The sequence below is a fragment of the Mesorhizobium maamorense genome (assembly GCF_044998965.1).
Lineage (GTDB): Bacteria > Pseudomonadota > Alphaproteobacteria > Rhizobiales > Rhizobiaceae > Mesorhizobium.
This window is the reverse complement of the sequence record NZ_CP173356.1, coordinates 6,386,869-6,407,780: the sequence shown is the minus strand read 5'-3', so window position 1 is coordinate 6,407,780 and position 20,912 is coordinate 6,386,869. Positions and strand designations below refer to the sequence as shown.

General features: G+C 63.2%; 17 protein-coding genes. 4 read left to right on the top strand and 13 right to left on the bottom strand.

Translation table 11 applies throughout. The features are described from left to right. Window positions 1-11: 11 nt before the first annotated feature. Window positions 12-914, bottom strand: coding sequence for a LysR family transcriptional regulator (locus tag ACIU1A_RS31885; RefSeq protein WP_140496685.1), 903 nt, complete (start codon window positions 912-914; stop codon window positions 12-14). A 277-nt stretch (window positions 915-1,191) separates the two neighbouring features. On the opposite strand from ACIU1A_RS31885, the gene ACIU1A_RS31880 reads away from it, so the two are divergent. The 3 genes from ACIU1A_RS31880 to ACIU1A_RS31870 are packed head-to-tail and all read left to right on the top strand — an operon-like array spanning window position 1,192 to window position 5,794. Beyond that, window positions 1,192-4,122 carry a molybdopterin oxidoreductase family protein gene (locus ACIU1A_RS31880; RefSeq protein WP_404926152.1) on the top strand — a complete coding sequence of 977 codons (2,931 nt, stop codon included), beginning with the start codon at window positions 1,192-1,194 and terminating at the stop codon, window positions 4,120-4,122. After that, entirely contained in the window at window positions 4,119-4,853 is a 735-nt protein-coding gene (locus ACIU1A_RS31875) for a 4Fe-4S dicluster domain-containing protein (RefSeq protein ID WP_404926151.1), read from the top strand. The genes ACIU1A_RS31880 and ACIU1A_RS31875 overlap by 4 nt, the downstream gene beginning before the upstream one ends. A 5-nt stretch (window positions 4,854-4,858) precedes the next feature. Next, window positions 4,859-5,794 (top strand): dimethyl sulfoxide reductase anchor subunit family protein, encoded by a 936-nt coding sequence (locus ACIU1A_RS31870; RefSeq protein WP_404926150.1) that lies wholly within the window; start codon window positions 4,859-4,861, stop codon window positions 5,792-5,794. Window positions 5,795-5,799: 5 nt separating this feature from the next. On the opposite strand, the gene pdeM is transcribed toward ACIU1A_RS31870, so the two are convergent. The 5 genes from pdeM to ACIU1A_RS31845 form a co-directional block, all read right to left on the bottom strand. Continuing rightward, on the bottom strand, window positions 5,800-6,516 hold the full coding sequence (gene pdeM, locus ACIU1A_RS31865; protein ID WP_404926149.1) for a ligase-associated DNA damage response endonuclease PdeM: 717 nt from the start codon (window positions 6,514-6,516) through the stop codon (window positions 5,800-5,802). Continuing rightward, complete coding sequence (locus ACIU1A_RS31860; RefSeq protein WP_404926148.1) at window positions 6,513-9,062, bottom strand: ligase-associated DNA damage response DEXH box helicase; 2,550 nt, start codon at window positions 9,060-9,062, stop codon at window positions 6,513-6,515. Before ACIU1A_RS31860 ends, pdeM begins: the two co-directional genes overlap by 4 nt. A gap of 99 nt (window positions 9,063-9,161) precedes the next feature. Continuing rightward, a complete protein-coding gene (locus tag ACIU1A_RS31855) occupies window positions 9,162-10,022 on the bottom strand; it encodes an NlpC/P60 family protein (protein WP_140523910.1) in 861 nt (286 codons plus the stop codon). A gap of 29 nt (window positions 10,023-10,051) precedes the next feature. Further along, complete coding sequence (locus ACIU1A_RS31850; RefSeq protein WP_140513216.1) at window positions 10,052-10,402, bottom strand: MarR family winged helix-turn-helix transcriptional regulator; 351 nt, start codon at window positions 10,400-10,402, stop codon at window positions 10,052-10,054. A 77-nt stretch (window positions 10,403-10,479) separates the two neighbouring features. After that, window positions 10,480-11,844: a M17 family metallopeptidase gene (locus tag ACIU1A_RS31845; RefSeq protein ID WP_140629770.1), complete on the bottom strand. Its 1,365-nt coding sequence runs from the start codon at window positions 11,842-11,844 to the stop codon at window positions 10,480-10,482. 130 nt (window positions 11,845-11,974) lie between these two features. Here ACIU1A_RS31845 and ACIU1A_RS31840 point away from each other — a divergent pair, with 130 nt between their 5' ends. Then, complete coding sequence (locus ACIU1A_RS31840; RefSeq protein WP_140496703.1) at window positions 11,975-12,796, top strand: tetratricopeptide repeat protein; 822 nt, start codon at window positions 11,975-11,977, stop codon at window positions 12,794-12,796. Window positions 12,797-12,878: 82 nt separating this feature from the next. On the opposite strand, the gene ACIU1A_RS31835 is transcribed toward ACIU1A_RS31840, so the two are convergent. From ACIU1A_RS31835 to cpaB, 7 genes are read right to left on the bottom strand one after another with little or no spacing between them, the layout of a single operon-like run. Beyond that, window positions 12,879-13,895, bottom strand: a complete 1,017-nt coding sequence (locus ACIU1A_RS31835) for a type II secretion system F family protein (protein WP_140496706.1) — start codon at window positions 13,893-13,895, stop codon at window positions 12,879-12,881. A 9-nt stretch (window positions 13,896-13,904) separates the two neighbouring features. Continuing rightward, window positions 13,905-14,918 (bottom strand): type II secretion system F family protein, encoded by a 1,014-nt coding sequence (locus tag ACIU1A_RS31830; RefSeq protein ID WP_140496708.1) that lies wholly within the window; start codon window positions 14,916-14,918, stop codon window positions 13,905-13,907. 29 nt (window positions 14,919-14,947) lie between these two features. Beyond that, window positions 14,948-16,456 (bottom strand): CpaF family protein, encoded by a 1,509-nt coding sequence (locus ACIU1A_RS31825; RefSeq protein WP_140496710.1) that lies wholly within the window; start codon window positions 16,454-16,456, stop codon window positions 14,948-14,950. A gap of 29 nt (window positions 16,457-16,485) precedes the next feature. Further along, complete coding sequence (locus ACIU1A_RS31820) at window positions 16,486-17,769, bottom strand: AAA family ATPase (RefSeq protein WP_404926147.1); 1,284 nt, start codon at window positions 17,767-17,769, stop codon at window positions 16,486-16,488. Between the two features lie 40 nt (window positions 17,770-17,809). Next, entirely contained in the window at window positions 17,810-18,547 is a 738-nt protein-coding gene (locus ACIU1A_RS31815; RefSeq protein WP_140496714.1) for a CpaD family pilus assembly protein, read from the bottom strand. Window positions 18,548-18,561: 14 nt separating this feature from the next. Then, on the bottom strand, window positions 18,562-20,082 hold the full coding sequence (locus ACIU1A_RS31810) for a type II and III secretion system protein family protein (RefSeq protein ID WP_140639946.1): 1,521 nt from the start codon (window positions 20,080-20,082) through the stop codon (window positions 18,562-18,564). Beyond that, window positions 20,079-20,891, bottom strand: coding sequence for a Flp pilus assembly protein CpaB (cpaB, locus tag ACIU1A_RS31805; protein ID WP_140624818.1), 813 nt, complete (start codon window positions 20,889-20,891; stop codon window positions 20,079-20,081). The genes ACIU1A_RS31810 and cpaB overlap by 4 nt, the downstream gene beginning before the upstream one ends. Between the last annotated feature and the right edge of the window lie 21 nt (window positions 20,892-20,912).

Here is a 20,912-nt window from a genome sequence, read left to right as displayed (position 1 = left end):
ATCCGGACAATTCACGAACGCGCGGACGCCTTCTCGTCGGCCCCCAAATGCGCCTTGAGCGCCATCTGGGCCAAGCTTGCCTGGCGGTCGCGATGTGTAATCATGGCGAAGTCGCGTTTCGGCAGTTCGAGCGGCACGGACCGCAGGCTGCCTTCGGCGACGGCGCGTCCGACGACGAGCTCCGAAATGATGGTGGCGCCGGCACCGGCCTCGACCGCCTGGCGAACCGCCTCGTTGCTCGGCAGCACCAGAAATATCTGCAGGTCGTCAAGCGAAATCCCTTCGCGGCGCGCCAGATCCTCCAGCACCTCCCGCGTGCCGGAACCGCCCTCGCGGATGATCCAGCGCAGCCCTTTTATGTCGGGGCGGCCCGGCGCGATTTCGGCGATCTCGGGATGAGAACCGGCAACCACCAGCATCAACCGGTCGATATCGACCTTGGCGCGGCGCAATATGTCGGACTCGGTGCGCCCCTCGACCAGGCCGAGATCGGCGGTTCCATCCAGCACGCTGGCTTCGACCTGCCTGGTGTTGCCTATGCTGACGCTCAGCCTGACCGCAGGATAGGCTTCGTGGAAGGACGCCAGCCGGCGCGGCAGCCAATAGCTGGCGATCGTCAGGCTGGCGGCGATGGAGAGGCTGCCGGCAACCGTCTGCGAGACATGTTCCAGCACATTGCGTGCGGCGGCGGCTCGTTCCAGTACGGCCTTGGCTTCTGGCAGGAACCGGTGACCGGTCTGGGCAAGCTCGATGTTGCGGCCGACGCGGTTGAACAGATGGACGCCATGCTGCTCCTCAAGCGCGCGGATGGCGGCCGACGCGGCCGATTGGGAGATGCCCAGCAGCTCCGCCGCCTTGGTCATGTGGCCGCGCTCGGCGACGGCGACAAATATCCGCAACTGGTCAAGTGTCATAAGGCATTAAGAACCAATATCGATCGAATTTACAAGAACAACTGATTAGACGGGTTGATAGCTTTATTCTAAGTTTTCAATCGAAGTTAGAAAAAATTCGCTACCGATTGACAGACAATGAAATGATCGGGCGGTTCAAGTCCCTGTTCGCGCACTGGACCCGCGGCCTGCGGCGGCGGCTGGCCGGCGATCGCTATCATCCGGAAGAGCATTACATGCGCGGTCCCGGGCCGAAAACCAGGGCCAAAGCCGCGAACCGCAGAAGCGCTCGGGGATCATGACCCAAGGATCTCCGCGCGGCGCGAATTCCGCCCCGTCCCAACGCCCGCTCGCCGACACGAACGCACCCGACGAGAACGATGGCGTCGACACCTCGCCCGCCGTCTCCGACCGCATCGCCAAGACCACATGCTATATGTGCGCCTGCCGCTGCGGCATCGACGTGCACATCAAGGACGGCAAGGTCCGCTACATCAACGGCAACAAGGATCATCCGGTCAATCGCGGCGTGATCTGCGGTAAGGGCAGCTCCGGCATCATGCAGCATTACAGCCCTGCCCGGCTGAAAAAGCCGCTGCTGCGCACCGGCTCGCGCGGCTCGGGAGAATTCCGCGAGATCGAGTGGGAAGAAGCGCTGACGATCGCCGCGCAGCGGCTTTCGTCCATCCGCCGCAGCGACCCGAAGAAACTCGCCTTCTTTACCGGCCGCGACCAATCGCAATCCTTGACCGGCTGGTGGGCAAGCCAGTTCGGCACGCCGAACTTCGCCGCGCATGGCGGTTTCTGTTCGGTGAACATGGCCGCAGGCGGGCTTTATACGATCGGCGGCTCGTTCTGGGAGTTCGGCGAACCCGACTGGGACAATACCCGGTATTTCATGCTTTTCGGCGTCGCCGAGGACCATGATTCCAACCCGATCAAGATCGGCCTCGGCAAGCTGAAGGCGCGCGGCGCCAAGGTGGTGTCGATCAACCCATGTCGCACTGGCTACAACGCCATCGCCGACGACTGGATCGGCATCCGGCCGGGCACCGACGGCCTGTTCGTGTTCGCCCTCATCCACGAGCTCTTGAAGGCAGGCCGCGTCGATCTCGACTATCTCCTGCGCTACACCAACGCCCATGTGCTCGTCATCCAGGATCCGGGTGCGGCCAATGACGGGCTGTTTGTCCGCGACAGCGCCGGCAACCTGCTCGCCTGGGACAGGGTGGCGAAGGTGCCTGTCCGCGCCACCGACGCCAGCGCCAAACCGGCATTGACCGGCAGCTTCACCGTCGACGGTCGTCGCTGCGTTCCGGTGTTCCAGCTGATCGCCGATCGATACCTCAATGAGAGCTATTCGCCCGATGCGGTCGCGGAGCGCTGCGGCATTGCCGCCGATACGATCCGCAGGATCGCCGCCGAGCTCGCTCATGTCGCCTTTGAGCAGACGATCGAACTGCCGGTGGCGTGGACCGACTGGGCCGGCCGCCGCCACGAGACGATTAGGGGACGGCCTGTGTCGATGCACGCGATGCGCGGCATCTCAGCCCATTCCAACGGTTTTCATTCTTGCCGAGCCATTCATCTTCTGCAGGTGCTGCTCGGTACGGTGGACGTCCCGGGCGGCTTCCGCTTCAAACCGCCTTATCCGCGTTGCGCGCCGCCAGGACCGAAGCCTGCCGGCAAGAGCGTCCGGCCGATGACGCCACTGGACGGCATTCCGCTCGGCTTCGTCTGCGGGCCTGACGACCTTCTGGTCGATGAGGCAGGGGTGCCGATCCGCATAGACAAGGCCTATTCCTGGGAGGCGCCGCTCGCTGCGCACGGCTTGATGCACACCGCCATCCGCAATGCCTGGGCCGGCGATCCATACAAGATCGACACACTGATGATGTACATGTCGAACATGGCCTGGAATTCCTCGATGAACACCGTCGAGACAATTCGTATGCTGACCGACCGCGACGAGGCGGGCAATTACAAGATCCCTTTCATCATCTATTCCGACGCCTATTATTCCGAGACCGTGCCGTTCGCTGACCTCGTGCTGCCCGACACAACCTATCTCGAACGGCACGACTGCATCAGCCTGCTCGACCGGCCGATCAGCCATGCCGACGGACCGGGCGATGCTATACGCCATCCCGTGGTCGAGCCGGACCGGGACGTGCGCCCGTTCCAATCGGTGCTGATCGAGCTCGGCGCGCGCCTCGGCCTGCCGGGTTTCGTCAGGGAGGACGGGGCGGCCAAATATGCCGACTATGCCGACTACATCGTTAATCACGAGCGCACGCCCGGTATCGGCCCGCTTGCCGGCTGGCGCGGCAAGGACGGCAATTCGACCGGCAAGGGCGAGCCAAACCCGGACCAGTTGCAGCGCTACATCGACAATGGCGGCTTCTGGCACCGCGATTTCGCTGAGGACCAGCGCTACTACAAGATGGCCAACCGGTCCTATCTCGATTTCGCGGTGCAGATGGGCTTCATCCCGAAGGCCGAACCAGTCGTCTTCCAGCTCTATTCCGAACCCTTGCAGCGCTTTCGTCTTGCCGCGCGCGGCCATGGTCGGGCCGTGCCGCCCGAGAGCGAACGCCAGCGCATCGAGACCTACATGGACCCGCTACCCTTCTGGTACGTGCCGTTCGAGGAAGCGGCCGTCGACCAGCAGAAATATCCGTTGCATGCGCTGACGCAGCGGCCGATGCACATGTACCATTCCTGGGGTTCGCAGAATGCGTGGCTGAGGCAGATTACCAGCCAAAACCGGCTGTTCGTGCATGAGAGGACCGCGGCAGGTCTCGGCCTTGCCGACGACGACTGGGTGTGGATCGAAAGCATCAATGGCAAGGTCAAGGGACAGATCAAGCTGGTCGAGGGCGTGAACGAAAGCACGGTCTGGACCTGGAACGCCATCGGCAAAAGGCGCGGCAGCTGGGGGCTGAAGGACGATGCCGCCGAGAGCAATCGCGGCTTCCTGCTCAACCACATCATCGGCGACCAGACCGCGGCAGACACCAACGGCAGGCGGTATTCGAATTCCGATCCGGTGACCGGCCAGGCGGCATGGTTCGATCTCAAGGTGCGCATCGTCAAATGCGCGGCGGAGGAAGCCGGTTTCACCGAGCCGCAATTCGAGCGTTTCCACCAGCCGCCGCAATTCCAGCCATCGCCGGACACACTTCGCTTTGGCGCCGAATTCCGCATGAACAGGGAAGCCGCCAAATGACCTGCGTCCCCGCCCACACGGGCAAAAAACTAGGCCTGGTCATAGACCTCGACACCTGCGTCGGTTGTCAGGCCTGCGTCACCGCCTGCAAGGAATGGAACACCGGCGGCCACATGGCGCCGCTGACCGACATCGACCCCTATGGCGGCCATGTCGACGGCGTCTGGTTCAATCGCGTGCACAGCTACGAGCACACCACCGCGATGGGCGGCCGCACGGTGAACTTCCCGCGCTCGTGCCTGCATTGCGAGACGCCGGCCTGCGTCACCGTGTGTCCGACCGGCGCTTCCTACAAACGAGCCTCGGACGGCATCGTGCTGGTCGATGAGGACAAGTGCATCGGCTGCAAGCTATGCAGCTGGGCCTGCCCCTATGGCGCGCGCGAATTCGACACCGATGTCGGCGTGATGAAGAAATGCACGCTCTGCGTCGACCGCATCTACAATGACAATCTCGCCGAGGAGGACCGCGTGCCGGCCTGCGTCGCGGCCTGTCCGACCAGCGCACGGCATTTCGGCGATCTCGGCGACCCCGCCTCGGCGGTGTCGCAACTGGTTGAGGAGCGTGGCGGCGTCGACCTGATGCCGGAACTCGGCTACCGCCCGACCAACAAATACCTGCCGCCGCGCGCGCATAGCGAACGCGCCGCAAAGATTTCTGCGCCAACCCTGGAGCCGGTGAGGGCCGAGGGTGGGTTCCTCGGCTGGGTCGACCGCATGCTCTCGAACTAAACCCCATGCATCCAGCCTTCTCGGTCGTCTTCTTCACCACCGCCACCGGCGCCGGCTACGGCCTGCTGGCGCTGCTCGGCGTGCTGGCGCCACTTGGCGTCATCGCACCCGATTTCTGGCTGGGCTTCATCGGCATGGGACTGGCGCTCGGCCTGATCACCGCCGGCCTGTTGTCCTCGACCGGACATCTCGGCCGCCCCGAACGCGCCTGGCGTGCCTTCTCGCAATGGCGCAGTTCCTGGCTGTCGCGCGAAGGCGTCGCCTCGGTCGCCACCTTCGTCCCGGCGGGACTGTTCGGCATTGGCTGGGTCATTCTTGGCCGCACCGATGGCTGGGTCGCCGCCGCCGGACTTCTGGCAACGATTGGCGCCGTCATCACCGTCTGCATGACCGGCATGATCTATGCCTCGCTGAAACCCATCGCTCAGTGGCACAGCCCTTGCACCTTGCCCGGCTATCTCATCTTCTCGGCGATGAGCGGCAGTGTGCTTCTGGCCGCGCTATGCCAAGGCTTTGCTGTCGGTTCCAAAATGCTTCTGGCGGCCTGCGTACTGCTGACCCTGCTCGGTTGGGCCTGGAAGCTTGCGACCTGGCGGTACAACGACCAATTGGAAATCCCCACCAACGGCAACACCGCAACCGGGCTTGCCGGGGGGACGGTTAGGTCGCTGGAATGGCCGCATACCGAGGAAAATTATTTGCTCAAGGAAATGGGTTTTCGCATCGCCCGCAAGCACAGCGCAAAGCTGCGGCGGATCACCCAACTCCTGGGCTTCGCGCTGCCCGCCTTGCTGCTGATTGCGGCCTTCGCCTTGCCGTCACCTTTCGCGGCGCTCGCATCGGTGTTCGCCGCGGTCGCACAGTTTGTCGGCATGCTGGTCGAGCGTTGGCTGTTCTTCGCCGAAGCGAAGCACACGGTCACTCTCTACTACAAGAAATAGCGGCTTCAGCCGGGCCGCAGCATCGAGCCTGAAATCGCAAAGATGCGGTCCGTGCCGAGCATATAGGCCATCAGCGATTCCAGGCGGAACAGGCCGGCATAGGCGCGGTCGAGCACGTTGAGCGAGCCGGTATAGGCGCCGAAGGCGGGCATGATCATGCGGCCGCCATCGCCGGCGAAGCAGCGCCGCCGCACCGAACGGCCCTGCTGCACGATGCGGGCGCAGGGATGGAGATGGCCCGATATCTCGCCCTCGACGCGCAGCTTCGACGGCTCGTGCCGGAACAGCAACGAGCCGATGGCGAGTTCGCGCACCGTTTCGCCCGGCAGGTCGGCGGGCGCCTCCGGGTCATGGTTGCCGGCCACCCAGAACCAGTCGCGGCCCGCCATCAGCGCCTCCAGCCGTTCGCGGAAACTTCGATGCATGCGCTCGGCGCCGCCACCATCGTGGAAGGAATCGCCCAGGCTGATCACGATTGCCGGCTGGTAGTCCGAGATGACGGCCTGCAATCGCAGCAAGGTCGCGCCGGTGTCATAGGGCGGGAGCAGCATGCCGCGCCTTGCCAGCGATGAGCCTTTTTCCAGATGCAGATCGGAAACGGCCAGAAGCTTGAGCTCGGGAAAGTAGAGCACGCCGCGCGGATCGCAGACCGCACGTTCGCCGGCGATGCCGACCAGATCGGCATCGGCGATCAACGATGCGCGCGCCAGCGAAAAATTCATTCCTCAGCCATCTCCGGCCCCATGGCTTCCTCAACCAGCGTGGCCGCGTCCATCAGCAGCGTTTCATCGGCTTCGCCGTGCACCGGCATCTTGCCGATCTCGAGCATGATCGGCACGGCGAGCGGCGATATCTGTTCGAGGTTCTTATGCATGATTCGACCTTGAATGCGCGAGAGCATGTCCGCAAGTCTGCTGACATCGAGCAAGCCCGCCGCCGCGTCCGCGCGCGTCGCCTGGAGCAATATGTGATCCGGCTCATGGCTGCGCAGGACGTCATAAATAAGGTCTGTCGAGACAGTCACCTGACGGCCACTCTTCTCCTTGCCGGGATGACGCTTTTCGATCAGCCCTGAAATCAGCGCGCAATTGCGAAAAGTGCGCTTGAGAAGCCAGCTGTCTGCCAGCCAGGCCTCGAGATCGTCGCCAAGCATGTCCTCATCGAAAAGCGCGCCGAGCGAGGGTTTTCCGGCTTTGAACATCGCCCCCATGTCGCCCAGCGACCAAATGGCCAAGGCATAGTCGGTGGCGACGAAGCCAAGCGGCCTGGCGCCCGTCCTGTCCAGACGGCGGGTAAGCAGCATGCCGAGCGTCTGGTGGGCCAGCCTGCCCTCGAAGGGGTAGGCGACCAGATAGTGGCGGTTGCCGCGCGGAAAGGTCTCGATCAGCAGGTCATCGCGTTTGGGCAGCACCGATTTGTCGGCCTGGAAGCGCAGCCAGTCGGCCACCTGCTCGGGCAGTTTCTTCCACCGCTGCGGATCGTCCAGCATGGCGCGGACCTGTTCGGCGAGATAGGTCGAAAGCGGGAACTTGCCGCCGCCATAGTAAGGCACCTTCGCATCGCTGCCGGGCGCGTTCGAGACGAAGCACTCATTCTCGCGAATGCCTTCGAAGCGAAGAACTTTGCCGGCGAACATGAAGGTATCGCCATGCGTCAGCGTCTCGAGGAAAGCCTCCTCGATCTTGCCTAAAACCCTGCCGCCGCGCGACACGGAACCCTTGCTGCCGGCCTGGACATAACGCACGTTGAGCGCCGGTACCTCGATGATAGTGCCGACGTTCAGCCTGTATTGCTGGGCCACGCGCGGATTGGATACCCGCCACAATCCCTCCTTGTTGAGGCGGATGCGGGCGTATCGCTCATAGCTCTTCAAGGCGTAGCCACCCGTGGCGACGAAATCGACGACGCGGTCGAATGTCGACCGACCCAGCCCGGCATAGGGGGCCGCCGACCGCACCTCCTCGTAAAGATCGTCCGCGCGGAACGGTGCGCCGCAAGCACAGCCAAGGACATGTTGCGCCAGCACATCGAGCCCGCCATCGACCAGTGGAGGCGTATCCTGCGCGCCGAGGTAGTTGGCATCCAGCGCTGCCCGGCATTCGAGCACCTCGAAGCGGTTGGCCGGGATGAGGACGGCTTTGGATGGTTCGTCCATGCGGTGGTTGGCGCGGCCGATGCGCTGCGCCAGCCGGCTCGCTCCCTTGGGTGCGCCGACATGCACGACGAGGTCGACGTCGCCCCAGTCGATGCCGAGGTCGAGCGTCGAGGTGGCGACGATGGCGCGCAGCGCATTGTCGCCCATCGCCTTCTCGACCCGCCGCCGCTGCGCGACATCGAGCGACCCATGATGCAAGGCGATCGGCAAGGTATCTTCGTTGACGCGCCACAGTTCCTGGAACAGCAACTCCGCTTGGCTGCGCGTATTGACGAACAGCAGGGTCGTCTTGTGGCGCTTGATCTCGCGGTAGATCTCGGGCGTCGCGTAGCGGGCCGAATGTCCGGCCCAGGGCACGCGCTCCTCCGAATCCAAGATGGATATTTCGGGCTTTGCGCCGCCGGTCACGACGATCAGTTCGGCCATTTCGGGACTTGCCGTATTTTTGGGCGGATTCTGGCCGACCAGCCAGCGGCGCAATTCGTCCGGTTCGGCCACCGTGGCGGAAAGTCCGATGGTCTGAAGCTCGGGCATGAACTGCCGCAGCCGCGCCAGACCAAGCGCCAGGAGATGACCCCGCTTCGAAATCACCAGCGAATGCAACTCGTCGAGCACGACATAGCGCAGGTCTTCGAAGAAACGCCTGGCATCGGGTGCCGCGATCAGCAGTGCAAGCTGCTCGGGCGTGGTGAGCAGGATGTCGGGCGGCACCAGCTTCTGCCGCTGGCGTTTGTGCGCCGGCGTGTCGCCGGTACGGGTCTCGATGGTGAGGGAGAGCCCGATCTCTTCCACCGGTTTGCCGAGGTTGCGCTCGATGTCGACAGCCAGCGCCTTCAGCGGCGAGATGTAGAGCGTGTGGATGCCGCGGCGGGCCTGTCCCGGTTTTCGCCTGGCCCTGACGGCCAGTTCGGTCAGCGAAGGCAGGAACCCGGCCAGCGTCTTGCCGGCGCCGGTCGGTGCAATCAGCAGCACCGACTGCCCTGCTTGAGCCCTCGCCAGCAATTCGATCTGGTGGGCGCGCGGCGACCAGCCTTTCTCGCCAAACCATCTCAGGAATGGCTCGGGCAGGACAACGGCGGCATTCTGGTCGGCAAGGCGCGGCTTCTCTGTCACGCGTCAGAGGTAGCGCGACGGCGTGCGAACGCCAAGAACAATCGGAACAAAAGGTGATCGAGCAGTTTTTCTCTCCCCCGGAAGAAGGGAGGATCGGCGCTATGGCCGCCGGAACTCCGTCGGCCCGCCGTAGAGATAGCCGATGCGGGCGACGGCTTCCTTCAGACCTTCGCGAGATACCAGCATGGTGTGGCCGTTGGCGTGGATCATGGTCTCGGCATCGGTCATGATGGCGACATGGCCTTTCCAGAAAACGAGATCGCCGCGGCGCAGGCCGGAATAATCGGGGCCCGGATCGAGCGGCTCGCCGATGCTCTGCGCCTGCATGTCGGAATCGCGCAGGACATCGGCGCCGGCCATGCGCATCGCCAGTTGCACGAGGCCGGAGCAATCGATGCCGAAGCCGGAGACACCGCCCCAGAGATAAGGGGTGCCAAGGAACGTCTCGGCCACCGAAACATAGTCGGCGGCCACATTACTGAGCGGCCGCAGGTGACCCGCTATGATTGCCTCACCGGAGGGCAGGACGGCATAGTGGGTGCCGCGCGTTTCGGCGGACCCGGTCACCGTGACGGTGGACCCCATCGACAGCTGTCCCGCGATCGGAAGGCGCAGATCCGGGCCGGGATAGAGGAAAGTTCGGGGCACGGAGACGATATGGGTGAGCGCATGATCCCGCCCGCCCAACATGGCGTCGGCGACATAGCCGACATAACCGTCCCGTTCGGCCTGAATCCAGGCCCAGCCCTCTCTGTCCTCGAAAACGAGCACGTCATCGCCGAACAGGGCTTGCGTGTTGACACCAGCGTCTGGACGCGGAGCCTTGCGGATATCGGCAACCGGGATCGAAATCCGCGCCGGCCGGCCGGCGACAAAGCGGTCGGCAGCGACCTCTCCTTTCAATCTCGCATCGGCAAGATCGGGCCGAAAGGCGTGGAGGCGGGCATCCCTGGCGGTCAAATCAGTTCATCCATTGAAGCGGCTGGTCATCAGATGGGCAGCTCTTGTGCCTTGGCGATGATACCATCGCCGAAGCGCTCGACAAAGAGGGCGCCCTCGACCGTGCGCTTGATCAGCACGTTGCGCTTGTCGAGCTCGTCACGATGGCGCGACACCAGTTTGAGCGCGCCCATCGTGTCGAGCGCCCTGGTGATGACCGGCTTGGTGACGTTGAGACGGGCCGCCAGCCCGCGCACCGTGTGCGGCGGCGGATCGAGATAGATGGTGAACAGGATAGCCGTCTGGCGCATGGTGAGGTCGGGCGCGTCGTCGCGCACCTGCGACAGCATCACTTGCTGCCACAATCGCAAGGCCTGGCTCGGGCGCATCGAAATCGACATCGCACGAGAATGACGGCAAATTGTTTCGGTTCCGTTTCAGTTTCAGCAATCTGCCGGCCCTGAAAGTCGCCGCCACATCAGCCAAAACGCTTCGAGATGACGTGCTCCAGTGCCCGGATGCCTTGCGCCTCGCCGCCGGCAGGTCCGTGCGGACGATCGGCGGGGTTCCAGGCGAAGATGTCGAAATGCGCCCAGCTTGCCGTCTTCTCGACAAAACGCTTGAGGAACAGCGCCGCGGTGATCGAACCGGCGAACCCATCGGTGGTGACGTTGTTGATGTCGGCGATCTTCGACGACAGCTTCGCATCATAGGGCCGCCACAGCGGCATGCGCCACAGCGGATCCTCGACCGCCAGCGAGGCGGCCGCCAGGTCCGAGGCCAGCGCCTCGTCGCCGGTGTAGAAGGGCGGCAGGTCCGGACCGAGCGCGACACGGGCAGCCCCGGTCAGTGTCGCCATGTCGACAAGCAACTGCGGCTCCTCCTCGTCGGCCAGCGCCAGCGCGTCGCCCAGAACCAGTCTCCCCTCGGCGTCGGTGTTGCCGATCTCGACTGACATGCCCTTACGGCTCGCCAACACGTCGCCAGGCCTGAAGGCGTTGCCGGCGATCGAATTCTCGACGGCCGGGATCAGCACGCGCAGCCGCACGTTCAATCCGGAGGCCATGATCATCGAGGCCAGACCCAGCACATTGGCGGCGCCCCCCATGTCCTTCTTCATCAACAGCATGCCGGACGACGGCTTGATGTCGAGGCCGCCGGTATCGAAACAGACGCCCTTGCCGACCAGCGTCACTTTCGGCGCGCTCCTTGGCCCCCAGCCCATGTCGATAAGGCGCGGTGCACCGGACGAAGCGCGGCCGACGGCATGGATCATCGGGAAATTCTGCTTGATGAGGTCGTCGCCCTTGATCACCGACACTTCGGCCTTGTGAATTTCGGCCAGGGCTCGAACCGCCTTCTCCAGCTCGTCCGGCCCCATGTCGCTGGTCGGCGTGTTGACAAGATCGCGCGTCAGGAAGACGCCTTCGACGATGCGGCGAACGCGTTTTGCCTCTACGCCGGCCGGCAATTCGAAGCGCAGCGCCTTGCCCGGTTTCTTGCCATAGCGGGTAAAGACATAGCCGCCGAGGGCCAGCGCGATCGCCGCCAGCTCCGGCTCGGCCGGCGCGGAGGCGAAATGCCAGTCGCCCTCCGCCAGGCTTTTCGCCAGCGCGCCGACGGCCAGCGCGCCCTCGCCGTCGCCAATGCCGAACAAGGCACCGCCGAGCGCGCCGTTTTCCGCAGGCACGATGAGCGTCCTGCCCGCTTCGCCGGAGAAGCCGTTGGCCCTGGCCCACGCCACGGCTGATGACGTCAGACCGGCCGTCTCCAGACCGTCCTTAGCCACTAGATGGACAGGAAGCGGGTTGTTCAGCTTGTTCTCGACCAGTTCCACTGACATTCGATGTTCTCCTGCCGACGTCCGTCGATTCGGCGCTTCTTAACTGTCCGTTAGGGTTAACAGAATATTTCTTCGAGAGGGAAGATGGCCACGCAATGGCCACGCGCATGAATGGAGGCCCAGGGTGCCGATGTCGACGAACCGCACGATGAACGCCAGCGGAAAGCGGCTCATCACCACGGCCTTCATGCTCGCGCTGGCCGCAGGCGTTGCCGGCTGCGGAACCGACAAGATCAGCACAGGCTCGATCGGACGCACCAGCGGCAAGCCGCTGGAGACGATGTCGGCGGGAGAATTGCACAATGCGACGGCAGCGCTTGGCCAGTCCTATTCCAGGAATCCCAACGATAAACGGATAGCGACCAACTTCGCTGCGGCGCTGCAGATGGATGGCGATGCCGACCAGTCGCTTGCCGTGATGCGCAAGCTGGCGATCGCCTATCCCAAGGATCGCGACGTGCTTGCCGCCTACGGCAAGGCGCTGGCCGCCAACGGCCAGTTCGAGGCGGCGCTTGATGCCGTGCGCCGGGCGCAGACGCCGGAATATCCCGACTGGAGGCTGGTGTCGGCGGAAGCGGCCATTCTCGACCAGCTCGGCCAGAAGGACGACGCGCGCCAGCTCTACCGCAAGGCGCTGGAGCTCAAGCCGAACGAACCTTCGGTGCTTTCCAACCTTGGCATGTCCTATGTGCTGGGAGGCGACCTGCGCACCGCCGAAACCTATATGCGCTCGGCCGCACAGCAGCCGAATGCCGACAGCCGCGTGCGCCAGAACCTGGCGCTGGTCGTCGGCCTGCAGGGCCGCTTCGACGAAGCCGAGAAGATCGCCTCGCAGGAGCTGTCACCCGAACAGGCGCAGGCCAATGTCGCTTATCTCAGGCAGATGCTGGCTCAGCAAAATGCCTGGAGCCAGCTCAAGGATCAGGACAAGGCGAAAGCCGCAACCAACTGAGCGGCACGCGGCCACCGAACCCTGCATAAGAGAACCGCGCTGCGTCAGCCGCGCGGTTTTTCTTTGGATCGGTCAGATTCACCTACTGGCTGCTGGTTTCGTGCGCCTGGCCGAAGATGCCGCGCTGGCTGACCTGGATGCCGGCAGGGCCGAGGATGATGGCGAACAGCACCGGCAGGAAAAACAGGATCATCGGCACGGTGAGCTTGGGCGGCAAGGCGGCGGCCTTCTTCTCGGCAGCGTTCATGCGTTGGTCCCGGCTTTCACCCGCGAGCACGCGCAACGCATGCGCCACAGGGGTGCCGTAACGCTCGGCCTGGACCAGTGCCTGCGACACCGACTTGACGGATTCCAGGCCGGTGCGGCTGGCGAGGTTCTCATAGGCCTGCTTGCGCTCCTGCAGATAGGAGAGCTCGGCGTTCGTCAGGATGAATTCTTCCGCAAGGGCCACCGATTGGGCGCCGATCTCGTCGGCGACCTTGCGCAATGCCGCTTCCACCGACATGCCAGATTCGACGCAGATCAGCATCAGGTCAAGCGCGTCCGGCCATGCCATCTGGATCGATTGCTTGCGCTTGGTGGCGCGGTTGTTGACATAGACGACCGGTGCGTAGAAGCCGCCATAGGCAACGAGGACGCAGACGAACAGCCGGATGAACAATGGCTGCTGCGGCAGTCCTCCGAGCACGAATATGTAGATCACGCCCAGTGCGAAGCCGACAAACGGAAGCACGAGGCGGAAGAAGAGAAACCGCGTCAGCGGGTTCTGTCCACGGAAACCGGCAACCTTGAGCTTCTGCAAGGTACCCTCGTCGGCGAGGGCGCGCCGCAGGTCGAGCCTGTCGACGATGTTGCGCATGCCGATCGACTGTTCTTCGCGCAGGCCCTTGCGGCGGCGATCCGCCTCGCTTGCAAGCCGCGCGCGCTGCTTGGCGCGCAATTCGTCGCGTTCCAGCGCGACCGACTTCATGCGCGCCTTGAGCTGGTTTCCGCCAAATGCCGGCAGCAAGGTGAAGACCGTCGCGAACACGGCAATGCCGACCAGCAGCGCGATCAGGAGGCCGGGATCCGTCAGTGATTTGACGACTTGTTCGGTCATGCCGCGGCCCTAGACTTCGAAGTTCATCATCTTGCGCATCACGAAGATGCCGATCGACATCCAGACGGCCGAAACCCCCAGGATCAGGTTACCGATGCTCGTGGTGAACAGCGGCATCAGGTAGTTGGGGCTGGAGAGATAGACGAGAAATGCGACGATGAAAGGCAGCGCGCCGATGATGGCGGCGGACGCCTTGGCTTCCATCGACAGCGCCTGGACCTTGGCCTTCATCTTCTTGCGGTCGCGAAGCACGCGCGAAAGATTGCCCAGCGCCTCGGAGAGATTGCCGCCGGCCTGCGACTGGATCTGAATGACGATGCCGAAAAAGCTCGCCTCGGTGCATGGCATGGTTTCGGGCATGCGCAAGGTGGCATCCGGGATCGACAGGCCCATCTGCTGCGAATCGACGATGCGGCGAAACTCGGCCTTGACGGGCTCGGGAGATTCATTGGCGATCAGGCGCACCGCATCGTTCAGCGGCAGGCCGGATTTGACCGCGCGCACGATGATGTCGAGCGCGTTGGGAAATTCGTTGAGGAATGCCTTGACCCGCCGCGCGCGGCGAAATGAGACGAACCAGCGCGGCAGGCCGAGCGCACCGGCCAGCAGCACGCCAGGCAAAACAAAAAGCGGCGCCCCCACCACAAAGGCGATGATCGTCAGGGCTAGGCCGCAAATGGCGGAATAGATGTAGAAGCGTTCGATGGAAACCTTCAGGCCGGCTTGGCGCAGTTGGGCTTTCAGCGGCGGTTTCTTGACCGCGCTGTCCTTGGATTTCTGCTTCTCGTCGAGTTCCTTCAAGGAATCCTGGACCGACTTGCGTCTTTTGGCCGCCTCCGCCACGCGATCGCGCGAGGCCTTGACGACGGAGCGATCCGTTTCCGCGGTCTTGATCGTTTCCAGCCGCTTGCCGGCCTGCTTTTCGTTGCTGATCCGGGTGAACAGGAATGCATAGGCGACCGCGCCGGCGCTGAAGCCGGCGAGCACGACAAACGCCAATACGGTGCCGTCAATTCCAAACATCGACCAGAACCCTTACGCCTGCAGCAGCGTCAGTCAGCGCGTTTCTCCATCGCCTCAAGCGCTATTGCGAGGCGCTGCTCCTCGCCATAGTAACGGGCGCGGTCCCAGAAATGGGGGCGACCGATGCCGGTCGAAACATGCTCTCCCAGCAGCCGCCCATTCGCGTCCTCGCCCTTGATGTTGTAGAGGACGATGTCCTGCGTGATGATGACGTCGCCTTCCATTCCGATCACCTCGGTGATGTGAGTAATGCGGCGCGATCCGTCGCGCAGGCGTGCCGCCTGGATAATCACGTCGATGGAGCCGACGACGATTTCGCGCACGGTCTTCTGCGGCAACGAAAACCCGCCCATTGCAATCATGGATTCGATACGATTCAGGCATTCGCGCGGGCTGTTCGAGTGGATCGTTCCCATCGAGCCGTCATGGCCGGTGTTCATCGCCTGCAGAAGGTCGAACACTTCGGGTCCGCGCACTTCGCCGACGATGATGCGCTCGGGCCGCATGCGCAGGCAGTTCTTGACCAGATCCCGCATCGTCACCTCGCCTTCCCCTTCGAGGTTGGGCGGGCGGGTTTCCAGACGGACAACATGCGGCTGCTGTAGTTGCAGTTCGGCCGAGTCCTCGCAGGTGATGACGCGTTCCTCGCGATCGATGTAGTTGGTCAGGCAGTTGAGGAGCGTCGTCTTGCCCGAGCCGGTGCCGCCGGAGATGACGATGTTGCAGCGAACACGGCCGATGATCTTGAGAACCTCGGCTCCTTGCGGCGAGATGGCGCCGAACTTCACCAGCTGATCGAGCGTCAGCTTGTCCTTCTTGAATTTGCGGATGGTGAGCGCGGTGCCGTCGATGGCGAGCGGCGGCGCGATGACGTTGACGCGGGAGCCGTCGGGAAGACGCGCATCGCAGATCGGGCTGGATTCATCGACGCGGCGGCCGACCTGGCTGACGATGCGCTGGCAGATGTTGAGAAGCTGCTGGTTGTCACGAAAACGAATGCCGGTCTGTTCGACCTTGCCGTTGACTTCGATGTAGACGTTCTTGGAGCCGTTGACCATGATGTCGGCGATGTCGTCGCGGGCGAGCAATGGCTCGAGCGGCCCATAGCCAAGCACGTCGTTGCAGATATCCTCGAGCAGTTCTTCCTGTTCGGCGATCGACATCGCGAAATTCTTGATCGCGATGATGTCGTTGACGATGTCGCGGATTTCCTCGCGCGCGCTTTCGGGATCGAGCTTGGCGAGTTGCGACAGGTCGATCGTGTCGATCAGGGCGGCGAAGACCTGGCTCTTGGTGTCGTAATAGGTTTCGCTCTTTTCGCGCGCCGCCCGCTTCGGCTCCGGAGCTATCGGCGGCGCCTCGACCGCGCGGCGGGCCGGCGGTGCAACAGGAGCGCTCGACGCAGGTGCGGCCGCCGGCCTCGCAAGAACCGCCGTATCGGCCGAATCCGCGACGGCTGGCGCGGTCGGCGCCGGTGCCGGCTGGCGGAATTCCGGCTTGAACCGGTTGCCGTCGTCGCTGCCTCTCTTACCAAACATGATCGACTACCGATTCCACTGAAGAAGCATCATTTCTTGTTGCGCGAAAGCTTGCCGAGCAGATTTCCGAGACCCGCTTTTTTCTTCACCCGGATTTCGCTGCGACCGGTCAGCACATGGGCAATTTCGTTGATCGTGGCGACAACCGGGTTCTTGGCGTCCATTTCACCAAGCATACGTCCGTTGTTGGCGGCATTGCCGAACAGCAGCGGGTCAAAGCCGATGATCGCCATCGCGGCCAGGCCGAGCGGCTCGGCGAAATCGGACGGGGAAATCTCCGGACGTTTGGGCACGCCGGCCTGATTGATGATGAGTTTGGGCGGCGAGTCGTTGGGACGAAGCCGTTTGAGCATGTCGACCAAATTCTTGGTATTGCGCAAATTGGCCAGTTCCGGCGTCGCCGTGATGACGATTTCATCGGCCTTGATCAGGGTGTTCTTGGTCCAACCCGTCCAGACATGGGGAACGTCGAGCACCAGGAGCGGCACGGTGCGCTGCGCGGTGTCGACAAGCTGCGTAAAGGCGTCGGGATCGAAATCATAGACGCGTTCGAGCGTCGAGGGCGCGGCGAGCAGCGAAAGGTGTTCGGCGCACTGGGTCAGCAGCCGGTCGAGATAGACTTCATCGATGCGCTCGGGCGAAAACACCGCTTCGGCGATGCCTTGCGCGGGATCCTGGTCGAAATTGATGTTGGCCGTGCCGAAAGCAAGGTCGAGGTCTGCGACGACCACCTCGGATTTGAACAGGGAGGACATCGCCCAAGCCACGTTATGGGCGATGGTGGAAGAGCCGACGCCACCCTTGGCGCCGACGAAGGCGATCGAGCGGCCGAGCGGCTCGGCTTCCGGATCGACAAAGATCGACGATATGACGCTGACGATGTCGGCCATCGACACCGGCGCGATGACATATTCGGAAATGCCGGAGCGGATGAGCTCGCGATAGAGGCCGACATCGTTGTAGTGGCCGATTACCACCACTTTGGAAGACGGGTCGCAATATTCCGAGAGCTGCGCGAGCTGTTCCAGCAGCTGTTTGGGTTCGCTGCGCGACTCCAGCAGGATCAGGTTCGGCGTCGGCGCCGACTGGTAGAATTCGATGGCCGTGGGGACGCCGCCCATATGGACCTTGAGATGGGCCTTGGTCATGCGGCGGTCCTCGCCGGCGCGCTCGACTGGATTGGCGACACCCTCGGTCTCGCAGAATGCCTGGATCGAGATGCGGGGAACCGGCCGCAGCGCCTGCATCGCGGCGATGTCCTGCGGCGAGGTCTCACCGCCGTCCACGGGGGTGTCATAGGCAAGATTGCTCATGGTCATCTTTCCGTGACTTCTCTTTTCCTTAGGGCGCGGCTCAGTACGTCACTTCAGAATTGCCGAGGAACTCGTCCGAAATACCCCTGCTGCGGTAGACGTCGATCACCGCGCCACGATTTTCCGCGTCGATGGTGGTCTGCTTGCGCGGCCCGATCAGGTCGGCCGGATTGGCCATCTGGGCGGCGAGATTGTTTTGATAGGAGCAGCCGAAATCGGCATAGTGTTTGTTCTCAGACGTCTCCAGCAGGTCATCTGGCCATCGTCCGCATTTATCGGTCTGGGCCTTCACCGCGATATAGGCGACGCGGATCGGGGCGGATGTCTCGCTCGAGGCAGCCTGATACGAGACGACCACGATCCGGTTGCGCTTGACGCCCGCGGCAATCGCGAGCCGGGCGAAATCGCGCGCTGCGGCGGCGGCGGCGACCTCGTTGGCCGAGCCGCTCGGAACCTGGATCGTCAGCGTCGGGGCAGCACTCTTGTCATAGCCGTCGAGGAAACCCAGGAGCGTGTCGCGCTGCGAGCCGGTCATGCCGCGGTCACCCGCGCCGACAGGTAGGTCTATCTTTTGGTTCTTCTCGGCGATCACGATCGGATGGTTGGTGCGGTAGTCGTCTGGAATGGCGCCGACGGTGACACTGTCGCGCTGGGCGCAGCCGGCCAGCAATGCCGCCATCGCCACCGCCAGGGCAGGAATGGCGCGCCGGAGAATTCGCGAACGGCCGGAGCGCGTGGTCATGGCGATGGTCCTTGCCTGCAATGCTGACTGAGACATGTCCGCTTCCCCGTTCACTTATAGATGAAGCCGACGACGCCGTGATAACGGCCGCTGGGCTTGTCCGTCTGCATTGTGCCGTAGACACGATTGACTCGGCCCAGGAACATACCGGCGCCATCGCTGGCGGCGTTGAAATTGTCGTCAGGCTTGGCAAGGTCGTTTCGTGCCACCGGTTTCACCAGATAGGGCGTGATGATGATCACCAGTTCGGTCTCGTTGCGCACGAAGTCTCTGCTTCGGAACAGTGTGCCGAGCACCGGGATCTTTGTCAGCCCGGGCAGGCCGGCGACAGCCTGCCTGACGTCATCGCGGACGAGGCCGGCGATCATCATAGAACCACCTGACGGCAATTCGACGGTCGTGTCGGCAAGTCGCTTGCGGATAGACAACAGCGTGGTTCCGGGCAACCTGCCTGCAGCTTCCAGCGTGGTGGCGCCTTCGGCAGTCGGCTCCGACACGGACGTCCGGACCTTGAGGCTGATCCGACCGGCCGACAGCACAACCGGCTGAAACTCCAGGCCGATGCCGTATTCGAGTTTGTCGTTGGTGTATGTGACCTGCCCTGTCTTGTTGTCGTCCGAAACATTGTTCGTACGGCTGGTGATGAGATTGAACTCGCCACCGACCTTGAATGTTGCCTTCTCACCCGACACGGCGGTGAGGGTCGGCTCCGCCAGCGTCTTCATGACGCCGCCTTGCTCCATTGCGTTTAGATACGCCTGAAGCGCCGAGGTGCCGATCGAAGCTCCCGAGAATTGCGACAGCGGTTTCCCAAGCCCGTATGCCGGGGTGCTCATCGCGTCATAGCTGATACCGTTGCTACCGCCGCTGCCCACCATGTTGACGCCAAGCTGCTTCATCACGGAGCGGCTGACTTCGGCGACCGTCACCTTGAGCGTGACCTGGTCGTCGCCGATGATCTGCAAGAGATTGACGATCTTCGAGACGCGGCGTTCCTGGTCCGGATTGTTAATGTCGACACCACTCTGGGCCGAGCCGCCGGCCGCGGTCTGCGAATATTGTCCTGTCGTCGCTTCACCGCCCGAGACGAAGATCGTCGCCAGGTCGACGGCGCGTTTGGCGTCCAGCGGCGTGTCGACGGTTCCCGTCAGAACGACGTTGTCGTTCAGCAGTTCGACCTTGATGGCCGATGTCGGGATGAAGCGCTTGATATAATCCTCCAGGCCTGCGACGTCGCGTTCGACGGCCAGATCGAGGCTGACGATCTGTTCCCCATTCGGCCCGAACACAAAGATGTTGGTCTCGCCAACCGCCTTGCCGAACAGGTAGATGCGCCTCGCGGTGCGGGTCACCGCATCGGCGACGGTCGGATTGGCGACAAGAATGTCGTAGGCATCACTCGGCAAGTCGATGACCACCGACTTGTTGAGGCCGAGCTTGACGCGCTGGGTGGCCGCCGAAGCCGAAACCTGTGCACTCTTGGCCTCGACAACGCTCTGCACGTTTGTCCCAATGAGCAGCAGGCCGAAAGCCGCTGCCATTATCGCCGGCAGTTTACCGCTTAGCCTCATTTCCTTGCCCCCACTTCGGAAACTTCGCCCGATTTGATCAGCCTGACTGTTCCCTTGCGGCCATTGCCGGAAACGAGATAGTCGGCCTCATCCAAATTCTTTTCCTGGGTGTCCGTGATCGCCCGCAGCGCGAGCGTCAGGCGATCCGCCATCTGCTGGGCGACGGTGATGATCTCCGCCTGCTTGGGCGTCAGTTCCAGCGTGGCGGTCTGGCCCACCCTGGTCTTCTTGCCTTCCTCGTCCTCCTGGATGGTCTGGTCGATCGCCAGGACGCGGATGTTCTTGAGGATGGTTTCGGTGTTGAAGCCGGAGCCGCCGCTGTTGGCATCGGCCCGGCGGGTCATGATGACGTCGACGAAATCATTCGGAAGGATGAAGCCGCCGGCGGAGGTGTCGGCCGATATCGTCGTGGCGACCGCCCGCATGCCGGAGGGCAGGATCGACGACATGAAGCTTTGCCCCTCGCCGATCAGCTTGGAACGCCGCACCGGCTCGCCCGCATACATCGGCACACGGGCTATGGACGCCTTCAGTTTCTCCAGGGCGTCGGGAGCAGTGGCCTTGGTGATGAAATTGGCGTTGATGCCGTCAGCCGGCCAGGATTGCCAGGCAATGTTGTTCTCGAGCGGGCTGCCCATGGTGACATCGCCCGACAGGACAAGCACGTCCTGCAATGCCACGGCGGGAGCCGCCGGACCGGACTCGACGATCTGCGGTGGCGGCGCGGCGACCATGTTCTTCGCAACATAGCCAGCACCACCCGCCGCGGCGACCGCCACGCTCAGAATAATCAATCGGGATGCTGGCATCTGTCCGAACCCTCGCCTTGG

What these genes read in the sequence shown, in the direction of transcription:
- ACIU1A_RS31815 (WP_140496714.1), bottom strand. Translation starts at nt 18,547, where the DNA reads ATGTCTCAGTCAGCATTGCAGGCAAGGACCATCGCCATGACCACGCGC.
- ACIU1A_RS31845 (WP_140629770.1), bottom strand. Translation starts at nt 11,844, where the DNA reads ATGTCAGTGGAACTGGTCGAGAACAAGCTGAACAACCCGCTTCCTGTC.
- ACIU1A_RS31835 (WP_140496706.1), bottom strand. Translation starts at nt 13,895, where the DNA reads ATGACCGAACAAGTCGTCAAATCACTGACGGATCCCGGCCTCCTGATC.
- ACIU1A_RS31820 (WP_404926147.1), bottom strand. Translation starts at nt 17,769, where the DNA reads ATGAGCAATCTTGCCTATGACACCCCCGTGGACGGCGGTGAGACCTCG.
- pdeM (WP_404926149.1), bottom strand. Translation starts at nt 6,516, where the DNA reads ATGAATTTTTCGCTGGCGCGCGCATCGTTGATCGCCGATGCCGATCTG.
- cpaB (WP_140624818.1), bottom strand. Translation starts at nt 20,891, where the DNA reads ATGCCAGCATCCCGATTGATTATTCTGAGCGTGGCGGTCGCCGCGGCG.
- ACIU1A_RS31870 (WP_404926150.1), top strand. Translation starts at nt 4,859, where the DNA reads ATGCATCCAGCCTTCTCGGTCGTCTTCTTCACCACCGCCACCGGCGCC.
- ACIU1A_RS31880 (WP_404926152.1), top strand. Translation starts at nt 1,192, where the DNA reads ATGACCCAAGGATCTCCGCGCGGCGCGAATTCCGCCCCGTCCCAACGC.
- ACIU1A_RS31850 (WP_140513216.1), bottom strand. Translation starts at nt 10,402, where the DNA reads ATGTCGATTTCGATGCGCCCGAGCCAGGCCTTGCGATTGTGGCAGCAA.
- ACIU1A_RS31885 (WP_140496685.1), bottom strand. Translation starts at nt 914, where the DNA reads ATGACACTTGACCAGTTGCGGATATTTGTCGCCGTCGCCGAGCGCGGC.
- ACIU1A_RS31875 (WP_404926151.1), top strand. Translation starts at nt 4,119, where the DNA reads ATGACCTGCGTCCCCGCCCACACGGGCAAAAAACTAGGCCTGGTCATA.
- ACIU1A_RS31840 (WP_140496703.1), top strand. Translation starts at nt 11,975, where the DNA reads ATGTCGACGAACCGCACGATGAACGCCAGCGGAAAGCGGCTCATCACC.
- ACIU1A_RS31825 (WP_140496710.1), bottom strand. Translation starts at nt 16,456, where the DNA reads ATGTTTGGTAAGAGAGGCAGCGACGACGGCAACCGGTTCAAGCCGGAA.
- ACIU1A_RS31830 (WP_140496708.1), bottom strand. Translation starts at nt 14,918, where the DNA reads ATGTTTGGAATTGACGGCACCGTATTGGCGTTTGTCGTGCTCGCCGGC.
- ACIU1A_RS31810 (WP_140639946.1), bottom strand. Translation starts at nt 20,082, where the DNA reads ATGAGGCTAAGCGGTAAACTGCCGGCGATAATGGCAGCGGCTTTCGGC.